Origin of the sequence: Mycobacterium terramassiliense, from assembly GCF_900157385.1 — a bacterium.
GTDB classification, from domain to species: domain Bacteria; phylum Actinomycetota; class Actinomycetes; order Mycobacteriales; family Mycobacteriaceae; genus Mycobacterium; species Mycobacterium terramassiliense.
Genome location: NZ_LT717698.1, coordinates 243,461 through 257,817, shown reverse-complemented (window position 1 = coordinate 257,817; position 14,357 = coordinate 243,461). Strand labels below are relative to the sequence as shown.

At 68.7% G+C, this 14,357-nt stretch carries 16 protein-coding genes and 1 tRNA gene; 16 read left to right on the top strand and 1 reads right to left on the bottom strand.

Annotated elements, in window-relative coordinates; genetic code table 11:
• Positions 1-66 precede the first annotated feature (66 nt).
• From MTAB308_RS03345 to xerD, 3 genes are read left to right on the top strand one after another with little or no spacing between them, the layout of a single operon-like run.
• Positions 67-1,821, top strand: coding sequence for a CTP synthase (locus MTAB308_RS03345; protein ID WP_077097852.1), 1,755 nt, complete (start codon positions 67-69; stop codon positions 1,819-1,821).
• Positions 1,814-2,437 (top strand): NUDIX domain-containing protein, encoded by a 624-nt coding sequence (locus MTAB308_RS03340; RefSeq protein ID WP_077098174.1) that lies wholly within the window; start codon positions 1,814-1,816, stop codon positions 2,435-2,437. Before MTAB308_RS03345 ends, MTAB308_RS03340 begins: the two co-directional genes overlap by 8 nt.
• A complete protein-coding gene (xerD, locus tag MTAB308_RS03335; protein WP_077097850.1) occupies positions 2,434-3,372 on the top strand; it encodes a site-specific tyrosine recombinase XerD in 939 nt (312 codons plus the stop codon). Before MTAB308_RS03340 ends, xerD begins: the two co-directional genes overlap by 4 nt.
• A gap of 53 nt (positions 3,373-3,425) precedes the next feature.
• Here the strand turns inward: xerD and MTAB308_RS03330 are convergent, their stop codons facing one another.
• Positions 3,426-4,190, bottom strand: coding sequence for an O-methyltransferase (locus MTAB308_RS03330; RefSeq protein ID WP_077097848.1), 765 nt, complete (start codon positions 4,188-4,190; stop codon positions 3,426-3,428).
• 200 nt (positions 4,191-4,390) lie between these two features.
• Here MTAB308_RS03330 and MTAB308_RS03325 point away from each other — a divergent pair, with 200 nt between their 5' ends.
• The 13 genes from MTAB308_RS03325 (at position 4,391) to MTAB308_RS28825 (ending at position 14,341) form a co-directional block, all read left to right on the top strand.
• A complete protein-coding gene (locus tag MTAB308_RS03325) occupies positions 4,391-5,254 on the top strand; it encodes a ParA family protein (protein WP_077097846.1) in 864 nt (287 codons plus the stop codon).
• Entirely contained in the window at positions 5,251-6,051 is an 801-nt protein-coding gene (locus MTAB308_RS03320; RefSeq protein ID WP_077097844.1) for a segregation/condensation protein A, read from the top strand. Before MTAB308_RS03325 ends, MTAB308_RS03320 begins: the two co-directional genes overlap by 4 nt.
• Complete coding sequence (scpB, locus tag MTAB308_RS03315; protein WP_077098172.1) at positions 6,051-6,749, top strand: SMC-Scp complex subunit ScpB; 699 nt, start codon at positions 6,051-6,053, stop codon at positions 6,747-6,749. Before MTAB308_RS03320 ends, scpB begins: the two co-directional genes overlap by 1 nt.
• Entirely contained in the window at positions 6,749-7,492 is a 744-nt protein-coding gene (locus MTAB308_RS03310) for a pseudouridine synthase (protein ID WP_077097842.1), read from the top strand. Before scpB ends, MTAB308_RS03310 begins: the two co-directional genes overlap by 1 nt.
• A gap of 47 nt (positions 7,493-7,539) precedes the next feature.
• Complete coding sequence (gene cmk / locus MTAB308_RS03305; protein ID WP_077098170.1) at positions 7,540-8,223, top strand: (d)CMP kinase; 684 nt, start codon at positions 7,540-7,542, stop codon at positions 8,221-8,223.
• Positions 8,220-9,620, top strand: a complete 1,401-nt coding sequence (gene der / locus MTAB308_RS03300) for a ribosome biogenesis GTPase Der (RefSeq protein ID WP_077097840.1) — start codon at positions 8,220-8,222, stop codon at positions 9,618-9,620. The genes cmk and der overlap by 4 nt, the downstream gene beginning before the upstream one ends.
• Positions 9,621-9,860: 240 nt before the next feature.
• Positions 9,861-10,619 carry an SDR family NAD(P)-dependent oxidoreductase gene (locus MTAB308_RS03295; protein ID WP_245831241.1) on the top strand — a complete coding sequence of 253 codons (759 nt, stop codon included), beginning with the start codon at positions 9,861-9,863 and terminating at the stop codon, positions 10,617-10,619.
• Positions 10,620-10,632: 13 nt separating this feature from the next.
• The gene (locus MTAB308_RS03290) at positions 10,633-11,463 is read left to right on the top strand and encodes a cyclase family protein (RefSeq protein WP_077097836.1); all 831 of its coding nucleotides are present in this window, start codon (positions 10,633-10,635) and stop codon (positions 11,461-11,463) included.
• Positions 11,460-12,206, top strand: a complete 747-nt coding sequence (locus MTAB308_RS03285) for an IclR family transcriptional regulator (RefSeq protein WP_077097834.1) — start codon at positions 11,460-11,462, stop codon at positions 12,204-12,206. The genes MTAB308_RS03290 and MTAB308_RS03285 overlap by 4 nt, the downstream gene beginning before the upstream one ends.
• 60 nt (positions 12,207-12,266) lie before the next feature.
• Positions 12,267-12,340 (top strand) — tRNA-Pro (locus tag MTAB308_RS03280).
• Between the two features lie 91 nt (positions 12,341-12,431).
• Positions 12,432-13,625 (top strand): tyrosine-type recombinase/integrase, encoded by a 1,194-nt coding sequence (locus MTAB308_RS03275; RefSeq protein WP_077097832.1) that lies wholly within the window; start codon positions 12,432-12,434, stop codon positions 13,623-13,625.
• Between the two features lie 197 nt (positions 13,626-13,822).
• Positions 13,823-14,038 (top strand): helix-turn-helix domain-containing protein, encoded by a 216-nt coding sequence (locus MTAB308_RS03270; protein WP_077097830.1) that lies wholly within the window; start codon positions 13,823-13,825, stop codon positions 14,036-14,038.
• A 78-nt stretch (positions 14,039-14,116) separates the two neighbouring features.
• Complete coding sequence (locus MTAB308_RS28825; protein ID WP_157900907.1) at positions 14,117-14,341, top strand: hypothetical protein; 225 nt, start codon at positions 14,117-14,119, stop codon at positions 14,339-14,341.
• The last annotated feature ends 16 nt before the right edge of the window (positions 14,342-14,357 follow it).

The following is a 14,357-nucleotide window of genomic DNA, read 5'->3' as shown; positions in this document are numbered from 1 at the left end:
TCGGCAGGCCCATCTAGTTAATCGCTAGAAAAATCGAAGCCCTGCCCGTCTTCACGGAGGTCGCCTGTGCGGAAGCACCCGCAAACCACCACCAAGCACCTCTTCGTCAGCGGTGGGGTCGCTTCCTCGCTGGGCAAAGGGCTGACCGCCAGCAGCCTCGGGCAGCTCCTGACGGCGCGTGGGCTGCGCGTGACGATGCAGAAGCTCGACCCGTACCTCAACGTCGACCCGGGCACGATGAACCCGTTCCAGCACGGCGAGGTCTTCGTCACCGAGGACGGCGCCGAAACCGACCTCGACGTCGGCCACTACGAGCGGTTCCTGGATCGCGACCTGTCCGGCTCGGCGAATGTCACCACCGGTCAGGTGTATTCGACCGTCATCGCCAAGGAACGGCGAGGCGAGTACCTCGGCGACACCGTCCAGGTGATTCCGCACATCACCGACGAGATCAAACGGCGCATCGTGGCGATGGCCCAGCCGGACGCCGACGGCAATCGCCCGGACGTCGTCATCACCGAAATCGGCGGCACCGTCGGCGATATCGAGTCGCAGCCCTTTCTGGAGGCGGCGCGGCAGGTGCGCCACGACCTCGGCCGGGAAAACGTCTTCTTCCTGCACGTGTCGCTGGTGCCCTACCTGGCCCCCTCGGGCGAGCTCAAGACCAAGCCCACTCAGCACTCGGTGGCCGCGCTGCGCAGCATCGGTATCACCCCGGACGCGCTGATCCTGCGTTGCGACCGGGATGTCCCCGAGGCGCTGAAGAACAAGATCGCGCTGTCCTGCGACGTCGACATCGACGGCGTCATCTCCACCCCCGACGCGAAGTCGATCTACGACATCCCGAAGGTGTTGCACCGCGAGGAACTCGACGCGTTCGTGGTACGCCGGCTCAACCTGCCGTTCCGCGACGTCGACTGGACCGAATGGGACGACCTGCTGCGCCGGGTGCACGAGCCGCACGAGACGGTGCGAATCGCTTTGGTGGGCAAGTACGTTGAGCTCTCCGACGCCTACCTGTCGGTGACCGAGGCGCTACGCGCGGGCGGATTCAAGCACCACGCCAAGGTCGAAATGGTGTGGGTGCCCTCCGACGACTGCGCGAATCCCCATGATGCCGCCGCCGCGCTGAGCGACGTGCACGGGGTGCTGATCCCCGGTGGTTTCGGCATCCGCGGCATCGAGGGCAAGATCGGTGCCATCCGGCACGCCCGGGGGCGCGGGCTGCCGGTGCTCGGTTTGTGCCTGGGGCTGCAGTGCATCGTGATCGAGGCGGCGCGCTCGGCCGGTCTCACGGAGGCCAACTCGGCCGAATTCGAGCCCGGCACACCGGATCCCGTCATCTCGACGATGGCCGACCAGGAGCACATCGTCGCCGGCGAGGCCGACCTCGGCGGCACCATGCGGCTGGGGGCTTATCCCGCGGTGCTGGAGCCGGATTCGATTGTGGCCCAGGCGTATGGGACCACCGAGGTGTCCGAGCGGCACCGGCACCGCTACGAGGTCAACAACGCCTACCGTGACAAGATCGCCGAAAGCGGCCTGCGTTTCTCGGGCACCTCGCCCGACGGGCACCTGGTGGAGTTCGTCGAATACCCGCCCGACGTGCACCCGTTCGTCGTCGGCACCCAGGCCCATCCCGAGCTGAAGAGCCGCCCCACCCGCCCGCATCCCCTCTTCGTCGCGTTCGTCAAGGCGGCGCTCGACTACCAGGCCGGCGAACAGCTGCCGGTGGAAATACCCGAGCAGCACTCGCCCAACGGCACCCAGCATCGTGACAGCGTTCAGCGGCCGCTACCCGAGCCCGCGGCCCGTGGCTGACCACGTCTTCGAGACGATATCGTCCGAAACCTTATACAAGGGAAAGATTTTCGCCCTGCGCCGTGATCACGTCCGGATGCCGGGGGACACCACCGCAGTACGTGAAGTCGTCGAGCACTTTGGCGCGGTCGCCATCGTGGCGATGGACGACGACGACAACATCGCGATGGTCTATCAGTACCGGCACCCGCTTGGGCGGCGGCTGTGGGAGCTGCCGGCCGGGCTGCTCGACGTCAGCGGCGAGCCCGCCCAGCTGACCGCCGCCCGGGAGCTGCACGAGGAGGCGGGGCTGAAGGCCGACACCTGGCGGGTGCTCGTCGACCTCGATTCCACGCCCGGCTTCAGCGACGAATCGGTGCGGGTCTATCTGGCCACCGGGCTCACCGTCATCACACAGCCCGAAGGGCACCACGAAGAAGCCGACATGACGCTGAAGTGGTATCCCCTCGCCGACGCCGTCCGGATGGTGTTCAGCGGCGAAATCGTCAACGCCATTGCGGTTGCCGGAGTTCTTGCCGCCCACGCGGTGACCGACGGGGTCGGGCAGCCGCGCCCGCCCGACAGCCCCTGGACCGACAAGCCGACCGCGTTCGCCGCGCGTAAGGCCGCGCAATGACGGCGGCTCTCGACACGCAACTGCAGGGCTACCTCGATCACCTGACGATCGAACGGGGCGTGGCGAAGAACACGCTGAGCTCGTATCGCCGCGACCTGCGCCGCTACAGCAAGCACCTGTCCGACCGCGGGATTCACGACCTGGCCAAGGTCGGCGAGGACGACGTCAGCGAGTTCCTGGTGGCGTTGCGCCGCGGCGACCCCGACACCGGGGCCGCGGCGCTGTCCGCGGTGTCGGCGGCGCGGGCGCTGATCGCGGTGCGCGGCCTGCACCGGTTCGCCGCCGCCGAGGGGCTGGCCGAGCTGGACGTGGCGCGGGCCGTGCGGCCGCCCACTCCCGGCCGCCGGTTGCCCAAAAGCCTGACCATCGACCAGGTGCTGGCGCTGCTGGAGGGCGCCGGCGGCGACAGCGCCAGCGACGGCCCGCTGACGCTGCGCAACCGCGCGCTGCTGGAGTTGTTGTATTCCACCGGATCTCGGATCTCCGAGGCCGTCGGCCTCGACGTCGACGACATCGACACCGAGGCCCGCTCGGTGTTGCTGCGCGGCAAGGGCGGCAAGCAGCGGCTGGTGCCGATCGGGCGCCCCGCCGTGCAGGCGCTGGACGCGTACCTGGTGCGCGGCCGCCCCGATCTGGCCCGCCGGGGCCGCGGCACGCCGGCCATCTTCCTCAACGCCCGCGGCGGCCGGCTGTCGCGGCAAAGCGCTTGGCAGGTGCTGCAGGACGCCGCCGAACGGGCCGGCATCACCTCGGGGGTGTCGCCGCACATGCTGCGGCACTCCTTCGCGACCCACCTGCTCGAGGGCGGCGCGGACGTCCGCGTCGTGCAGGAACTACTCGGGCACGCGTCGGTGACGACGACCCAGATCTACACGCTGGTCACCGTGCACGCGCTGCGCGAGGTGTGGGCCGGGGCCCACCCCCGGGCGCAATAAGCCCGCGCCGGACGTCGAGTTGTTGCGCGAATTCGCCCCCGCAAATCGCGGCATCAACTCGACGCTGGGCCCAGGAATTCCGACTCCAGCACCAGATCGGACACCAGCGACTGGTATTCCAGGTGGGCCTTGTGCTCGACGGTGTTCCACAGCTCGCCCTGCGTCCGGCGCATGTACTCCCGGTATTTCGGCGCGCCGGGAATCCTGACGTTGTCGGCGACCACGATCGCGCCCGGGCGCAGCCAGCCCCGGTCGAGGATGCTCATCAGGTCGTCCAGGTAGGCGTTCTTGTCGTGGTCGAGGAACGCGAAATCGAGTGCACCCGAAGCGAATCCGTGCTCACCGGCCAGCGCGTCGAGGGTGCGCCCGCCGTCGCCGATGGTGCCGACGACGCAGGTCACCCGGTCGGCGACCCCGGCGTGCTCCCAGATCCGCCGGGCGTTGGCGGCGTTGGCCTCGGCGAGCTCGACGGAGTACACCTTCGCTCGCGGGGCGGCGCGCGCGATCCGCAGCGCGCCGTAGCCGCAGTAGGTGCCCAGCTCGAGCGCCAGCGCGGGATCGGCCCGCCGCACGGCCGCGTCGAGCAGCAGCCCCTTCTCGTCGCCGACGTTGATCAGCATCGACTTCTCGTAGGCGAACTTGTCGATGGTGGCCAGCACGTCGTCGATGTCGCCGGCCCGGGCGTTGGCCAGGACGTATTCGACCGCGGCGGCCTCGCGCCCGTCGCCGATCTGGCCGGTGGTGGTGATGTTGCGATTCCCGGCGGCCATCCGCCACACCGACCACCGCAGGATGGGCAGTCGTCGCTTGAGATCCATGAGCACCCACGATAGTGCCGGCCGTCGGCACCCCTGCGAATGGTGCTGGTGTGACTGAAGTTAACCCTGCGCGCAAAGGGGCGTTCCACCAGCGATTTCCGCCCATATTGGCTGGTGACTCGCCCGCGCGGCGCCCGGTTTAACTGCGCGAAGCCGTTAGACTTTCGAGCGATGTTCACCTCCCGAACACGCCGGGCGTGATGACCGAGCACCCGGACAACGGCGTCGAGATCGGCTTGACGGGACGCCCGCCGCGGGCGATCCCCGAGCCGGCGCCGCGCACCTCGCACGGCCCGGCCAAGGTCGTCGCCATGTGCAATCAGAAGGGCGGCGTCGGGAAGACCACCTCGACGATCAACCTGGGCGCGGCGCTCGCCGAATACGGCCGGCGCGTGCTGCTGGTGGACATGGACCCGCAGGGCGCGCTGTCCGCGGGCCTGGGCGTCCCGCACTACGAGCTGGAGAAGACGATCCACAACGTGTTGGTCGAGCCGCGGGTGTCGATCGACGACGTGCTGCTCAAAACCCGGGTCAACCACATGGACCTGGTGCCCAGCAACATCGACCTGTCGGCCGCCGAGATCCAGTTGGTCAACGAGGTGGGCCGCGAACAGACTTTGGGCCGGGCGCTGTATCCGGTGCTGGACCGCTACGACTACGTCCTGATCGACTGCCAGCCGTCGCTGGGCCTGCTCACCGTCAACGGGCTGGCCTGCGCGGACGGCGTGGTGATCCCCACCGAGTGCGAGTTCTTCTCGCTGCGCGGCCTGGCGCTGCTCACCGACACCGTCGACAAGGTGCGCGACCGGCTCAACCCGAAGCTGGAGATCAGCGGCATCCTGCTCACCCGCTACGACCCGCGCACCGTCAATTCGCGCGAGGTCATGGCCCGCGTCGTGGAGCGGTTCGGGGACCTGGTGTTCGACACCGTGATCACCCGCACCGTCCGGTTCCCGGAGACCAGCGTGGCGGGCGAGCCCATCACCACCTGGGCGCCCCGGTCGACCGGCGCCATCGCCTACCGCGCGCTGGCCCGCGAGTTCATCCACCGATTCGGCGCGTGAACGCCACCGCTAACGGTGAGGCGCCACCCCAGACCGGCTTCCAGGTCCGCCTGACCAACTTCGAGGGGCCGTTCGATCTGCTGCTGCAGCTGATCTTCGCCCATCGCCTCGACGTCACTGAGGTGGCGCTGCACCAGGTCACCGACGACTTCATCGCCTACACCAAGGCGATCGGCTCCCAGCTGGGCCTCGAGGAGACCACGGCGTTCCTGGTGATCGCCGCGACGCTGCTCGACCTGAAGGCCGCGCGCCTGCTGCCGGCCGGGCAGGTCGACGACGACGAAGACCTGGCGCTGCTCGAGGTCCGTGACCTGCTGTTCGCACGCCTGCTGCAATACCGCGCCTTCAAGCACGTCGCGGAGATGTTCGCCGAGCTCGAGGCCGCCGCGCTGCGCAGCTATCCCCGGGCGGTGTCGCTGGAGGACCGGTTCACCGAGCTGCTCCCCGAGGTGATGCTGGGCGTCGACGCCGAGCGGTTCGCGCAGATCGCGGCGGTCGCGTTCACCCCGCGTCCGGTCCCGACGGTGGCCATCGGTCACCTGCACGAGCTGCAGGTCTCGGTGCCCGAGCAGGCCGAGAAACTGTTGGCGATCCTGGAAGCCCGCGGCAGTGGCCACTGGGCGACGTTTTCCGAGCTGGTCGCCGACTGTCAGGCGCCGATGGAGGTCGTCGGGCGCTTCCTCGCGCTGCTCGAGCTGTATCGGACCCGGACGGTAGCATTCGACCAGTCAGAGCCGCTTGGCGTGCTCCAAATTTCGTGGACCGGGGAGCGTCCGGTGGAAGTGCGGGACGAATGATGACTGACGAGCTGCCCGACGAGTTGCCCGAGATCGATCTGGGCATCGAGATCGCCGAGGCGGCCCCGATGGACGCAGAGGAACTCGGCTCCGTGCTGGAGGCGCTGCTGCTGGTGGTGGACACCCCCGTCACCGCCGAGGCGCTGGGCTCGGCCACGGGGCAACCCGTCTACCGGATCGCCGCCCGGCTGCAACAGATGGCCGAGGAGCTCACCGAACGCGACAGCGGCATCGATCTGCGGCAGAACAGCGAGGGCTGGCGGATGTACACCCGCGCCCGGTTCGCCCCCTACGTGGAGAAGTTGCTGCTGGACGGCGCGCGATCCAAGCTCACCCGGGCCGCGCTGGAGACGCTGGCCGTGGTCGCCTACCGGCAGCCCGTGACGCGGGCGCGGGTCAGCGCGGTGCGCGGCGTCAACGTCGACGCCGTCATGCGCACCCTGTTGGCGCGCGGCCTGATCACCGAGGCCGGCGTCGACGACGACACCGGCGCGACGACGTTCGCCACCACCGAGCTGTTCTTGGAGCGGCTCGGGTTGACGTCCCTGGCCGACCTCCCCGACATCGCGCCGCTGCTTCCCGACGTCGACACGATCGAGGACCTCAGCGAATCCCTGGACAGCGAGCCACGTTTCATCAAACTTGCGGGCGGTTCGGCCTCCGAGGAGTCGCTGTCATTCGACGTGGACAAGGATTGATGGTCGACACTCAAGGGGTCCGCTTACAAAAAGTGTTGTCCCAGGCCGGAATTGCGTCGCGCCGCGCCGCCGAGAAGTTGATCATCGACGGCCGCGTCGAGGTGGACGGGCAGGTGGTGACCGAGCTGGGCACCCGGGTCGACCCGGACGCCTCGGTGATCCGTGTCGACGGTGTCCGGGTGCTCGTCGACGACTCGCTGGTGTATTTCGCCCTGAACAAGCCTCGGGGCATGCACTCGACCATGTCGGACGACCGTGGCCGGCCGTGCATCGGCGACCTGGTGGAGCGCCGGGTTCGCGGCACCAAGAAGCTGTTTCACGTCGGCCGGCTCGACGCCGACACCGAGGGGCTGATCCTGCTGACCAACGACGGCGAGCTGGCCCATCGGTTGATGCACCCCTCCCACGAGGTGCCCAAGACGTATCTGGCGACGGTGAGCGGCACCGTGCCGCGCGGGCTGGGCAAGAAGCTGCGCGCGGGGATCGAGCTGGACGACGGGCCGGCGCGAGTCGACGATTTCGCGGTCGTGGACGCCATTCCGGGTAAGACGTTGGTGCGCGTGACGTTGCACGAGGGCCGCAACCGCATCGTGCGCCGGCTGCTGGCGGCGGCGGGCCATCCGGTCGAGGCGCTGGTGCGCACCGACATCGGCGCGGTGTCGTTGGGGGAGCAGCGCCCGGGCAGCCTTCGGGCGTTGCGGCGCGACGAGATCGGTTCGCTCTACAAGGCGGTCGGGTTGTGAGCGGAACGAGCGGAACGAGTGACGGGAGCAGCGCGAACCATCGGGGACTGACGGGCGTCGTTGTGGCCATCGACGGCCCCGCCGGCACGGGGAAGTCCTCGGTGTCAAAGGGTTTGGCGCGTTCGCTTGGCGCCCGCTACCTGGACACCGGGGCGATGTACCGGATCGTGACGCTGGCGGTGCTGCGCGCCGGGGTCGATCCCGCCGACGGCGAGGCCGTCGCTTCGGTCGCGTCGACGGTGCGGCTGTCGGTCAGCTACGACCCGGACTCGGACCGCTGTTACCTTGGCGCGGAGGATGTTTCGGTCGAAATCCGCGGCGACGAGGTCACCCGGGCGGTCTCGGCGGTGTCGTCGGTGCCGGCCGTGCGCGCCAGGCTGGTCGCGCTGCAACGCGACATGGCCCAGGGCCCGGGCAGCGTCGTGGTCGAGGGCCGCGACATCGGAACCGTGGTCTTGCCCGACGCGCCGGTGAAGATTTTCCTCACCGCCTCGGCCGAAACCCGGGCCCGGCGGCGCAACGACCAGAACGTCGCGTCGGGCCTGCCCGACGACTATGACGGGGTGCTGGCCGATGTGCGGCGCCGCGACCATCTCGATTCCACCCGGGCGGTGTCGCCGCTGCGCACGGCCCCCGACGCGGTGGTCGTCGACACGAGCGACATGACCGAGGCGCAGGTGATCGCCCATCTGCTCGAGCTGGTGCGGCAGAAAAGCGGGGCGGTGCGATGACGCAGGACGGCACTTGGGTCGACGAAAGCGATTGGGAGGCGGTCGATTCCGGCCTGGAGGATGCTGCCGAGGCCGGCCCGGCGCCGGTGGTCGCGGTGGTGGGCCGGCCCAACGTCGGCAAGTCGACCCTGGTGAACCGGATCCTGGGCCGACGCGAGGCGGTGGTGCAGGACATCCCCGGCGTCACGCGCGACCGCGTCTCCTACGACGCGCTGTGGACCGGGCGCCGGTTCGTCGTGCAGGACACCGGCGGGTGGGAACCCGACGCCAAGGGCCTGCAGCAGCTGGTGGCCGAGCAGGCGTCGGTGGCCATGCGCACCGCCGACGCGGTGATCCTGGTGGTCGACGCGACGGTCGGCGCCACCACGGCCGACGAGGCCGCCGCGCGCATCCTGCTGCGCTCGGGCAAGCCGGTCTTCCTGGCAGCCAACAAAGTCGACAGCGACAAGGCCGAGGCCGACGTCGCGGAGCTGTGGTCGCTGGGGCTCGGTGAGCCGCACGCCGTGAGCGCGATGCACGGCCGCGGCGTCGCCGATCTGCTCGACGAGGTGCTGGCCGCGCTGCCCATGGTGTCCGAGGCGGCGCCCGCGGCGGGTGGGCCCCGACGGGTGGCGCTGGTCGGCAAGCCCAACGTGGGCAAGAGCTCGTTGCTGAACAAGCTTGCGGGAGATGAGCGTTCGGTGGTGCACGATGTCGCCGGGACGACGGTGGATCCGGTGGACTCGCTGATCGAATTGGGCGGGAAGCTCTGGCGATTCGTCGACACCGCGGGCCTGCGGCGCAAGGTCGGCCAGGCCAGCGGGCACGAGTTCTACGCGTCGGTGCGCACCCACTCGGCGATCGATGCGGCCGAGGTGGTGGTCGTGCTGATCGACGCCTCACAGTCCCTGACCGAACAGGATCAGCGGGTGCTGTCGATGGTGATCGAGGCCGGCCGCGCGCTGGTGCTGGCGTTCAACAAGTGGGACCTGGTCGACGAGGACCGCCGCGAGCTGCTGGAGCGCGAGATCGATCGCGAGCTGGCGCAGCTGCGGTGGGCGCAGCGGGTCAACATCTCCGCCAAAACGGGCCGCGCGGTGCAGAAGCTGGTGCCCGCGATGGAGACCGCGCTGGAGTCCTGGGACGCGCGGATCGGTACCGGGCAGCTGAATGCGTGGATCAAGGAAGTGGTCGCAGCGACGCCGCCCCCGGTGCGTGGCGGGAAGCAGCCGCGCATCCTGTTCGCCACCCAGGCCACCGCCCGCCCGCCCACGTTCGTGCTGTTCACCACCGGTTTCCTGGAGGCCGGTTACCGGCGTTTTCTGGAGCGGCGGCTGCGCGAGACGTTCGGGTTCGAGGGTTCGCCGATCCGGATCAATGTGCGCGTGCGCGAGAAGCGGGGACCCAAGCGCCGCTGAGCGCCTGGGATGCTTGCCGGTTCCCCGGACCAGTAGGCAATCCTCGAATGCGGTAGCGCTGGCGGTATCACGTTTCTCGACCGCCCCTCGACCTCGGAAGTCGAGACCCCCTAGCTCCCGCGATACGGGTTATGAAAGCTGTATCACAGCATTAAGCGTTGACTTCTGGCTTCTTGCCGCCCTACCGTTGCTCGTATATCGGGTTGATATACCCGCATCATGGGAATTACGGAGACAGCGATGAAGCTGTTCAGCGTGCAGGACAAGTCGATCCTGATCACCGGCGCCACCGGCGCCCTCGGCAGCGTCGCCGCCCGGGCGCTGGCCGACGCGGGCGCGCGCCTGACGCTGGCCGGGGGAAACGCCGCGGCACTGCGCGAGCTCGGCATCGACGACGCCGCGGTGGTTACGCGCCGGCCCGAAACCCCCGCCGACGCCCAAGCGATGGTGGAGGCGGCCGTCGCCAAGCATGGCCGCCTCGACGGGATGTTGGTGGCCTCGGGCATGAACCACGTCGCTCCCATCACCGAGATGGCCGTCGAGGACTACGACAAGGTGATGGCCGCCAACGCCCGCGGCGCCTGGCTGGTGTGCCAGGCGGCCGGGCGGGTGCTGCTCGAGCAGGGCACCGGCGGCAGCGTCGTCTTGGTCTCCTCGGTGCGGGGTTCGCTTGGCCATCCCGCCGGCTACAGCGCCTACTGCCCGTCGAAGGGCGCCACCGACCTGCTGGCCAAGAGCCTGGCCGCGGAATGGGGCCCGGACCGCATCCGGGTAAACGCGCTGGCGCCAACGGTGTTCCGTTCCGAGGTCACCGAGTGGATGTTCGCCGACGACGAGAAGGGCCGCCAAACCCGCGAGGCGATGTTCGCCCGAATCCCGTTGCGCCGCTTCGCCGAACCCGACGACTTCGTCGGGGCCCTGATTTATCTGCTCAGCGACGCCTCGAGCTTCTTCACCGGCCAGGTGATGTATCTCGACGGCGGCTACACCGCGTGTTGACGGAAAGGAAATCATGAGTATCACCTGGCCCCTCGGCGAAGCCGAATCGACGCTGGAGTTCTACGACCTGTCCCACCCGTGGGGTCACGGCGTGCCGGCGTGGCCGTACTTCGAGGACGTGAAGATCGAGCGCCTGCACAACATGGCGAGAAGCCGCGTGCTGACCCAAAAGATCACCACCGTCATGCATTCCGGCACCCACATTGACGCGCCCGCGCACGTCGTCGAGGGAACCCCGTTCCTGCACGAGATCCCGCTGAGCGCGTTCTTCGGCACCGGCGTCGTCGTGTCGATCCCGAAGAAGAAGTGGGAGGTCGTCAGCGCCGAGGACCTGGAGAAGGCCGCGCCGCAGATCCGGCCCGGCGACATCGTCATCGTCAACACCGGCTGGCACCACACCTATGCCGACAGCGCCGAGTACTACGCCTACTCGCCGGGCTTCTACAAGGAGGCCGGCGAGTGGTTCGCGGCCAAGGGCGTCAAGGCCGTGGGCACCGACACCCAGGCGCTCGATCACCCGATGGCCACGTCGATCGCCCCGCACGGCCCGGCGGAGCACACCGGCGGTCTGTTGCCCTGGGCGGTAAGGGAATACGAGGAGGAGACTGGCCGTAAGGTGCTCGACGACTTTCCCGAGTGGGAGCCGTGCCACCGCGCGATCCTGTCCAAGGGCATCTACGGCTTCGAGAACGTCGGGGGAGACCTGGACGAGGTCACCGGCAAGCGCGTGACCTTCGCCGCATTCCCCTGGCGCTGGGTGGGCGGCGACGGCTGCATCGTGCGGCTGGTGGCGATCGTCGACCCCACCGGGACGTACCGCCTCGAGACGGGACGGGCGGCGTGACGTCCGACGGTCGCATCCAGGTCATCGCGCGTGCGGGCGAGATCATGCGGCTGCTGCAGGCCCATCCCGGGGGGCTCAGCCAGGCCGAGATCGGCGAGCGGCTCGGCATGCCGCGCTCGACGGTCAGCCGGATCCTGGGAGCCCTGGACGACGAGGGCCTGGTGGCCTCGCGGGGGGCCCGCGGCCCGTACCGGCTCGGGCCCGAGATCGCGCGCATGGCCGCCACCGTGCGGCTCGGCGTCGTGCGGGACGTGCACCCCTTCATGGAGGAGCTGTCGCGCGAGCTCGGCGAGACCGTGGACCTGTCGATCCTCGACGGTGACCGCGTGACGTTCGTCGACCAGGTCGTCTCGCCGCACCGGCTGCGGGCGATCAGCGCGGTCGGGGAGTCCTTTCCGCTGCACTGCTGCGCCAACGGCAAGGCGCTGCTGGCCAGCCTGCCGCCCGAGCAGCAGGCGCAGGCCTTGCCCAGCCGGCTGGCCCGGCTGACCGACAACACGATCACGACTCCCGCGGCGCTGCGCAAGGAGCTCGACCGCGTCCGCGCCGAGGGCGTCGCCTACGACCGCGAGGAGCAGACCGAAGGCGTCTGCGCGGTGGGTGCGGTGCTGCCCGGCGTGGGCGAGCAGCTGGTGGCGGTCAGCGTGCCGGTTCCGGCGCAGCGGTTCTATCGCCGCGAGTCCGAGCTCGCCGAGGCGCTGCTGGCCTGGGTGGAGAAGACGCGCAGGTCGCTCGGGCATTAGTAAGGTGGCGGCTCGGCTGCGGTAGGCTGTCGACCTGCTGCCGGTGATTCAGGCGGCATCCGGGCTGTGGCGCAGTTTGGTAGCGCACTTGACTGGGGGTCAAGTGGTCGCAGGTTCAAATCCTGTCAGCCCGACGCAGGTCAGAGGGCATTTTCGTATCGCCGGTGACACACGAAATGCTACGGTACGCCCTTTGGTACGCCCACCGGAGCTAGACTGACCACCATGGCGAAGCGTCGCGCCAACTCACAAGGAAACGTGTACCAGCGGCCGAATGGACGCTGGGAGGCCAGGCTGCGTTACCGCGACCACGACACCGGCGAGCAGAAACGGGTCAGCGTCTACGGCGCCACGCAGAAGGCGGCTCTGGCCGAGCTAGACAAGGTGCGTGAGCGGCTCAAGGAGGGACAACCGCCCCGGGACGCAACCACTTCCGTCGCCGCGTGGATGACGCATTGGCGGGCCACCACGCTCGCCGCGTCGGACCGCAAGCCGGCCACTCGTGAGCTGTACGCCAACCTCAGCCGCAAGCACATCGAGGCCGCCCCGATCGGGGCGGCGCGGCTCGACCGGCTGCGGCCGTCGGACATCGAGAAGTTCATCCTCGATATGCGCGCCCAGATGAAGCCCGGCAAGCGCACCGACGACAATCCGAAGCCCGCGCCGGTGCGCGCGCTCAGCGATTCGACCATCCGGTCCGCGTACACCGTCCTGCGGGCCGGCCTGGACGGCGCCGTGCGCGACGGCCTGCTGGCGAAGAACCCCACCGCCGCCGTCAAACGCCCGGGTGTAGAGCGCGTCGAAGCCCGACACCTGGACCGCGACGCCGTCGTGGGACTCCTCGACGCGGCCAAGGAGTCGCGGTACCACGCCGCGCTTGTTTTGATCGCTTCGACCGGGCTACGGCGAGGCGAAGCGCTTGCGCTGACATGGGACAAGGTAGACCTCGCCGGGGGAGCGCTGCGGGTGGCTGGGACGCTGGCCCGCGTAGAAGGAGCGCTGACCATCAGCGAGCCGAAAACGGCACGCTCGCGGCGACTGGTGCCGCTGTCGAAACCCGTTGTGGCGCTGCTGCGCGAGCACCGCACCCGCCAGAAGAAGGAGCGTATCCGCGCCGGGGACCAGTGGCGCGAAAGCGGTTTGGTGTTCACAACCGAGTTCGGCACGCCAGTCGACCCGCGCAACCTACTGCGAGTAATTGAGTCGGCGGCGAAGACCGCCGGCACAGAGGGCGTTGTGGTGCACACGCTTCGGCACTCCGCCGCCGCGGCGTGGCTGGAAGGCGGGGTCCACATCAAGGCGGTGGCCGACCTCCTCGGACACAGCTCGATCAGCATTACGGGCGATATCTATGGTCACGCCGAGGACGCAACGGCCCGTGCGGCTGTGGACGGTCTCGCGAACACGCTCGGGCTGTAAAAACCACTACCAGCGGGACTTTGGGTGTCGCCTGTTGGTATGCGGCTGCCCATGCGGTGACCTGCGGCGACTACTCGCGCCATACCGGTCAGGTGTCGCCTAGACAAACGCTAGACATTATTGGATCAAGCGATCTGTGTTGAACTGTCATCAGCGGCCACCGAGCGGCGGTGGCGAACCCACGCGAAGGGCCACCAATGACCACGCAGCAACTCGTACCAATAGGCATGACTCGAGACGAAGGCGCCCGCTTCCGCCTTGGCGGCATATCCCGCACCACCATCTATGACCTCATCAACCAAGGCGAACTAGTCCACGTCAACATTGGCCGCCGAGGCTTCGTCACTGCCGCGAGTATCGATGCATATATCGAACGGCGGACCGCGGTAAAGCAATCCGCCAGCGCGGCATAACACGCGCTGCCGCGCAACGGCTTTCGCCCAACTTTCGGACCCCGGCTGCACCGAACGCCGAAAAGGAAAACCTCCCAAATGACAACCGAAAATGAAGAAGCCGCCCAGCAGGCAAACCAGGCGGCTCCAACAATCACCTGCAGCAATCATACCTTAGAGGCCGGTTACGTCGCGGACCACAAGTGGCAAGCGAACTTTCGCCGGATGGCGGCACATGCCGCCGGCGACCAGGGCTTCTACGCGATAGCCGGATCAACGGTGCGTTGCGTCGCTGACGAGATCCAAGCGCGATGGGCGGCATGACCGTGCCCGAAGCGGC

What these genes read in the sequence shown, in the direction of transcription:
- MTAB308_RS03330 (WP_077097848.1), bottom strand. Translation starts at nt 4,190, where the DNA reads ATGGATCTCAAGCGACGACTGCCCATCCTGCGGTGGTCGGTGTGGCGG.
- der (WP_077097840.1), top strand. Translation starts at nt 8,220, where the DNA reads ATGACGCAGGACGGCACTTGGGTCGACGAAAGCGATTGGGAGGCGGTC.
- MTAB308_RS03310 (WP_077097842.1), top strand. Translation starts at nt 6,749, where the DNA reads ATGGTCGACACTCAAGGGGTCCGCTTACAAAAAGTGTTGTCCCAGGCC.
- scpB (WP_077098172.1), top strand. Translation starts at nt 6,051, where the DNA reads ATGACTGACGAGCTGCCCGACGAGTTGCCCGAGATCGATCTGGGCATC.
- MTAB308_RS03270 (WP_077097830.1), top strand. Translation starts at nt 13,823, where the DNA reads ATGACCACGCAGCAACTCGTACCAATAGGCATGACTCGAGACGAAGGC.
- MTAB308_RS28825 (WP_157900907.1), top strand. Translation starts at nt 14,117, where the DNA reads ATGACAACCGAAAATGAAGAAGCCGCCCAGCAGGCAAACCAGGCGGCT.
- MTAB308_RS03290 (WP_077097836.1), top strand. Translation starts at nt 10,633, where the DNA reads ATGAGTATCACCTGGCCCCTCGGCGAAGCCGAATCGACGCTGGAGTTC.
- MTAB308_RS03325 (WP_077097846.1), top strand. Translation starts at nt 4,391, where the DNA reads ATGACCGAGCACCCGGACAACGGCGTCGAGATCGGCTTGACGGGACGC.
- MTAB308_RS03295 (WP_245831241.1), top strand. Translation starts at nt 9,861, where the DNA reads ATGAAGCTGTTCAGCGTGCAGGACAAGTCGATCCTGATCACCGGCGCC.
- xerD (WP_077097850.1), top strand. Translation starts at nt 2,434, where the DNA reads ATGACGGCGGCTCTCGACACGCAACTGCAGGGCTACCTCGATCACCTG.
- MTAB308_RS03275 (WP_077097832.1), top strand. Translation starts at nt 12,432, where the DNA reads ATGGCGAAGCGTCGCGCCAACTCACAAGGAAACGTGTACCAGCGGCCG.